This window comes from Mesorhizobium sp. M2A.F.Ca.ET.067.02.1.1 (genome assembly GCF_004023285.1).
Lineage (GTDB): Bacteria > Pseudomonadota > Alphaproteobacteria > Rhizobiales > Rhizobiaceae > Mesorhizobium.
Genome location: NZ_RZSB01000344.1, coordinates 1 through 6,174, shown reverse-complemented (window position 1 = coordinate 6,174; position 6,174 = coordinate 1). Strand labels below are relative to the sequence as shown.

Annotated in this window: 3 protein-coding genes and 1 pseudogene; 3 read left to right on the top strand and 1 reads right to left on the bottom strand. The window is 64.4% G+C overall.

The genetic code is table 11. The features are described from left to right. The 3 genes and pseudogenes from EOA28_RS21540 to EOA28_RS21530 form a co-directional block, all read left to right on the top strand. Nucleotides 1-347, top strand: a pseudogene (locus EOA28_RS21540) (efflux RND transporter periplasmic adaptor subunit); the annotation flags it as partial. A 248-nt stretch (nt 348-595) separates the two neighbouring features. Beyond that, on the top strand, nt 596-3,751 hold the full coding sequence (locus EOA28_RS21535; RefSeq protein WP_128315237.1) for an efflux RND transporter permease subunit: 3,156 nt from the start codon (nt 596-598) through the stop codon (nt 3,749-3,751). 264 nt (nt 3,752-4,015) lie between these two features. Continuing rightward, nucleotides 4,016-5,356 (top strand): LLM class flavin-dependent oxidoreductase, encoded by a 1,341-nt coding sequence (locus tag EOA28_RS21530; RefSeq protein WP_127251339.1) that lies wholly within the window; start codon nt 4,016-4,018, stop codon nt 5,354-5,356. Between the two features lie 81 nt (nt 5,357-5,437). On the opposite strand, the gene EOA28_RS21525 is transcribed toward EOA28_RS21530, so the two are convergent. Then, the coding region (locus tag EOA28_RS21525) for an APC family permease (RefSeq protein ID WP_148670790.1) at nt 5,438-6,174 on the bottom strand (737 nt) is incomplete at its 5' end.

Sequence of the window (6,174 nt, the reverse complement as noted above, 5' to 3'; positions counted from 1 at the left end):
CCAACGATCCCCGCGTGCTGCTCGGCATGACCGCCAATGTCCAGGCGATCGTCGGCAGCAAGGCTGAGCTCGTCTCGATCCCGCTCACCGCGATGACCGAAAAGGACGGCAAGCAGATCGTCTGGACGGTGGACCGCGCCTCCGACACCGTGCATCCGCGCCCGATCAAGGTCGCCAACTTCACCGCCGACGGCGTCACCGTGGCCGACGGCCTGAAACAGGGCGATGTCGTGGTCGCGGCAGGCACCCAGTTCATGACCGAAAACCTGAAGGTCAAGCTTTCCGGCGACGCCCAGCAATCCGCCTCGGCGGCAGAGGATGTCGCAACCACCGGCAGCCTGCACTAGCCAGGCGTAACAGACGCCTTTCCCGCTCTCGCTGCTTCGAGCCGCGAGCCGGGGAAGGGCATGGGTTCCGGGCGGCGAACACCCGATCGCGGGATGCCGGCATGTTGGCTCCCCCCCGCGGCAGTGCCGCGTCCAGCGCGATTTGCGAGTCTCTCTCCGCTTGAGGGTCTCGCCGCCCGGAAACCCGACCGAGAATTCACGGGCAATGCCAGCTATGCATTGCCGGCCAATTGGACTGGACTTGCGCCATGACCACCACGACCGACAGCAGCACTGAAAAGCGCCCCTTCAATCTCTCGCGCTGGGCGATCGGACATCCGAGCATCGCGCGCTTCCTGTTCGGGTTGATCATCCTGGCCGGCGCGATGGGCCTGATGCGCATGGGCCAGAAGGAAGACCCGGACTTCACCTTCCGCATCATGGTGGTGCAGGCGATCTGGCCCGGCGCCTCGATCCAGGACATGGAGGACCAGGTCGTCAACAAGATCGAGCGCAAGCTGCAGGAAACGCCGCATCTCGATTTCGTGCGCTCCTACACGCGTGCCGGCAGCACCATCATCATGCTGCAGGTGAAAGGCGACACCAATGCCGAGGAGGTGAAGGACGCCTTCTATCAGGTGCGCAAGAAGGTCGGCGACATTTCCAATGAGTTGCCGCAAGGCCTGCTCGGTCCGTATTTCAACGACGAGTTCGGCGACACCTTCATCACCTTGCATTCGATCAGCGGCGACGGCTTCACCTATCCGGAGCTGAAGAAGTTCGCCATCCAGGCGCGCGATATGCTGCTGACGACGCCCGGCGTCGAAAAGGCCGTCATCATCGGCGACCAGCCGGAGAAGATCTATATCGACGTCTCGTCCAAGGCGCTGGCCGAGCGCGGCCTGACCATCGTCGACTTGCAGAACGCCGTGAAGGGGCAGAACGCTGTCGTTCCGGCGGGCTCGGTCCACACCGGCCTGCGCTCGGTGCGCATCTCGGTCGAGGGCGACGTCACCAAGGCCGCAGACATCCGCGAGCTCAGGCTGCGCTCCGGCAACCAGGTGACGCGTCTCGGCGATATCGCCACCGTCTCGTCCGGTCTCGAAGACCCTTATGAGCGCAAATACCGTTTCAACGGCCATGAGAGCGTCCAGGTCGGCGTCGTCATGGCCAAGGGTTTCAACGTCAGGGACGTCGGCAAGGATGTCGAGGCGACCTACCAGCGCTTCGAGGCCGGGCTGCCCTACGGCGTTTCGGTCGACCAGATCTCGGATCAGCCGGAGGTGGTCAAGGACGCGGTGAGCGAATTCATGGAAGCGCTCGGCGAAGCGCTGCTCATCGTGCTCGCCGTGTCGCTGCTGTCGATCGGCTGGCGCTCGGGCCTGGTGATCGCCATCGCCATCCCGCTGGTTCTGGCCGCCACCTTCGCCATCATGTACGAGATCGGCATCGACCTGCAGCGCATCTCGCTCGGCGCTTTGATCATCGCGCTCGGTCTCCTGGTTGACGACGCCATGATCGTCGTCGAGATGATGGAACGAAAGCTCGAGGAAGGGCTGGTCAAGATCGAGGCGGCGAGCTTCGCCTATACATCGACCGCCTTCCCGATGCTCACTGGAACGCTGATCACCACGGCGGGCTTCATCCCGGTCGGCTTCGCGGCATCCACTGCCGGCGAATATGTGCGCACGCTGTTCTATGTCGTCGGCATCGCGCTGATCGTGTCGTGGTTCGTCGCGGTCTATTTCACGCCGTGGCTGGGCTACATGATCCTCAAGCAGCGCAAGCATGCCGGCACCCACCACGATGTCTTCGACACTGGCTTCTACCGCCGCCTGCGGGCGACGGTCGCCTGGGCCGTGCGCCACCGCATCATCGTTCTGGTGATGACCCTGGTCACCTTCGCCACCAGCCTGTGGGCCTTCCAGTTCATCCCGCAGAATTTCTTCCCGCAATCCTCGCGTCCGGAAATCCTCGTCGATCTCTGGCTGCCGGAAGGCACCTCGATCAAGGAGGTCGAGAACCAGGCCAAGGCGCTGGAAGCGAAAATGATGGACGATCCCGACAAGCGCTTCATCGCCACCTATATCGGCGAAGGTGCCCCGCGCTTCTTCCTGCCCCTCGACCAGCAGCTCAGGAATCCCAACTTCGCCCAGCTCCTGGTGATGGCCAAGGACGAGCCGGCGCGCGAGCGGCTGATCGTCAAGATGCGCGGCATCCTCGCCAAGGACTTCCCCTCGATCCGCGGCAAGGTCGACCGCCTGTTCCTTGGACCGCCGACGGGCTGGCCCGTGCAGATGCGCATCATGGGTCCGGACCGCAAGGAGGTGCGCCGCATCGCCGACGAGGTGAAGGCGAAGTTCCAGGCCAACCCGCTGCTCGGCGCCATCCATGACGATTGGCTGGAAACGGTGCCGGCAATGAAGCTGGTGATCGACCAGGATCGTGCTCGCGCCCTTGGCGTAACCTCGCAGCGCATCCGCCAGGTGCTGCAGGCCACCATGTCCGGCGCGGCGCTCGACGACTTCCGCGACGGCGAGGAGACGGTGTCGATCGTCGCCCGCGAGCCGGAGGCGACCCGCCATCTCCTGTCTTCGGTCGACTCCGTCTACATCCCAACCGACTTCGGCGGCTCGGTGCCGCTCTCGCAGGTGGCCAAGGTCGTGCCGGTCATGGAGCAGGGCGTCGAATGGCGACGCGACCGCCTGCCGACGATCAGCGTGCGCGCCACGTTGCCGGACGGCGTGCAGTCGAACGACGTCGTCACCAAGATGTACAACGACATGAAGGACCTGCGCGCCGGCCTAGCGCCCGGCTACAAGATCGAGATCCAGGGCGGCGCCGAGGATTCGGCCGAGAGCCAGGCTTCGATCGCCGCCAAGGCGCCGATCATGCTGGCCATCATCGTCGTGCTGCTGATGGTCCAGCTGCAGCATTTCGGCAAGTCGATGCTGGTGCTCGCCACAGGTCCGCTCGGCATCATCGGCGCCGCCGCGGCGCTGCTGATCAGCGGCGCGCCCTTCGGCTTCGTCGCCATCCTCGGCGTCATCGCGCTGCTCGGCATCATCATGCGCAACTCGATCATCCTGGTCGACCAGATCGATCAGGACATCGCGGCAGGCATGGACCGATCGGAAGCGATCGTGGGTGCGGCGGTGCGCCGCTTCCGGCCGATCATGCTGACGGCGCTGACCGCCGTGCTGGCGCTGATCCCGATCTCGCGCGCCGTCTTCTGGGGACCGCTCGCCTACGCCATGATGGGCGGCATCCTGGTCGCGACCGTGCTCACCATCCTGGTGCTGCCGGCCGGCTACGCGCTGTTCTTCGGCCGTGCGCCGAAGAAGGCCAAGACCGACGAGCAGGCGCCGGAGCCGGAGAAGATCGAAGGCATCGAACGGCCGCAGCTGGCACTGGCCGCGGAATAATGCATGATCCCGAAAAGTGCATAGCGGTTTTTGCTGCGCTGACCTTCGGTTCAAAAGAGATCATGCTCCAACGATAAGGTGGCAACCTTGGATCATCCGCCATCGGCGAAAGCCGGTGGCGGATGATCCGCATAAAGGCCAGCCGGGCGAAAATGCTCCGCGGCAGGGCTTCGGCAAAACAGAATTCCTTTTCAGCGGCGCGATGCAGGCCGATCCTGCGCTAATATCGGAGCGGCAACGCTCGTCATCGCTGGATCATTCCTCATGTCAGAAAAACGGCAATTGCGGCTCGGCGCCTTCATGCGCCCCGTCAGTCTTCACACCGGCGCCTGGCGTTACCCGGGCGCTTATCCCGACGCCAACTTCAACTTCGCGCATCTCAAGCGTTTCGCGCAGACGCTCGAGGCGGCCAAGTTCGACGCCTTCTTCATGGCCGATCATCTGGCGGTGCTCAACATGCCGATCGAGGCGCTGCGGCGCAGCCACACGGTAACGTCCTTCGAGCCGTTCACGCTGCTCTCGGCGCTTGCCGCCGTCACCGACCACATCGGCCTGGTCGCCACCGCTTCGACCACCTTCGACGCGCCCTATCACATCGCCCGCCGCTTCGCCTCGCTCGACCATATCAGCGGCGGACGCGCCGGCTGGAACATCGTCACCACGTCCAATCCCGACGCGGCGCTGAATTTCGGCCTCGACGAGCATGTCGAGCATGACGAGCGCTACCACCGGGCGCGCGAGTTCTACGATGTCGTTACCGGGTTGTGGGACAGTTTTGCCGACGACGCCTTCATCCGCGATGCGGAGAGCGGGCTCTATTTCGATCCGGCGAAACTCCATGTGCTCGACCACAAGGGCGAGCATCTGTCGGTGCGAGGGCCACTCAACATCGCCAGGCCGGTGCAGGGCTGGCCGGTCATCGTCCAGGCCGGCGCGTCTGACGTCGGACGCCAACTGGCCGCCGAGACGGCGGAGGTGATCTTCGCTGCGCCGCCCGACCTGGCATCCGGCCAGCGCTTCCTTGCCGACGTGAAAGGCCGAGCGGAAAAACTTGGCCGCGCGCGCGAGGACATCAAGATCCTGCCCGGCGCCTTCGTCATCGTCGGCGACAGTGTCGAGGAGGCGCGGGCCAAGCGCGCGAAGCTCGACAGCCTCGTCTATTACGAGAGCGGCATCGCCTCGCTGTCGATCGCGCTCGGCCACGACGCGTCCGGTTTCGATCCGGACGGACCGTTGCCGGACATTTCGGAGACCAATGCCTCGAAGAGCAGCCGCGAACGCGTCATTGAACTGGCGCGCAGTGAAAACCTGACCGTTCGCCAGCTAGCGCAGCGGCTCGGCGGCTATTCCGGACTGGCTTTCGTTGGTACCCCGAAAACCATCGCCGACGAGATGGAGGAATGGCTGCTCACCGACGGTTCCGATGGCTTCAATGTCATGTTCCCCTATCTGCCCGCCGGGCTCGACGACTTCGCCGAGAAGGTGGTGCCCGAGCTGCAACGTCGCGGGATCTTCAGGCGCGACTATGAAGGATCGACGCTGCGCGAGAATCTCGGCCTGAAGCGGCCGCCGAACCGGTTCTTTGAAGAGGAGGGCCGTCCGTAAGGCCGGCTGATCTCTGCTTCGACCAACTCGCAAAAGAAAACGGGCGCGCCGAGGCGCGCCCGTTTCGTTCGGGTTGCCACGTCAGATGACGAACACCCAGTTGGCGATCAGCATCACGATCACGCCGGCGGCGAGCGTCAGATAGGGCAGCATGCCCGCCTTCTTGACCGAGAGGTCGGCCCCCGCCATGCCGAGATCGGCCATCATATGGTCGGGGAATTTGCCGCCATCCTGGATGTAATGGCGGAAGCAGAACACCGGGATGATCAAGGCAGCCGTGATCAGGCCGGCCCACAGCGCCATCGGGTTCCAGACCTTGGCGCCGGCGCCCATGAAGATCGCGTTGACATAGGCGAAGATGGCGCCGATGCCGAGCAGCCAGGTCGGCGCCCGCCACGGCCGCGTGATGTGGCCGTTGTCGATGCGGTGGATCCAGCCGGCATTGAGGTTGAGGAAGTTGAAGATGATATAGCCGCAGTTCGACACGGCGAGGATGAAGAAGAAGCTCGTCGCATCGGCCGAGGCGATGGCCAGCACGATCAGGTTGAAGATCAGGTCGGTCCACATCGCCCGCGTCGGCGCGCCGTGCTCGTTGACATGGCTGAGATAGCGCGGCAGCCAACCGTCGACCGAGCCCTGGTAGAGCGTGCGCGAGGAGCCAGCCATCGCCGTCATGATGCAGAGCACCAGCGCCAGGATCATCAGCATGACCAGCAGGCTGTGGATCAGCTTGCCGCCGCCGACCATGCCGGCCAGCGCGTCGGCGACGCCCGAGCCGTCGACGATCGGCGTCGCAAGCATGCCGTTCAGGCCCAGAA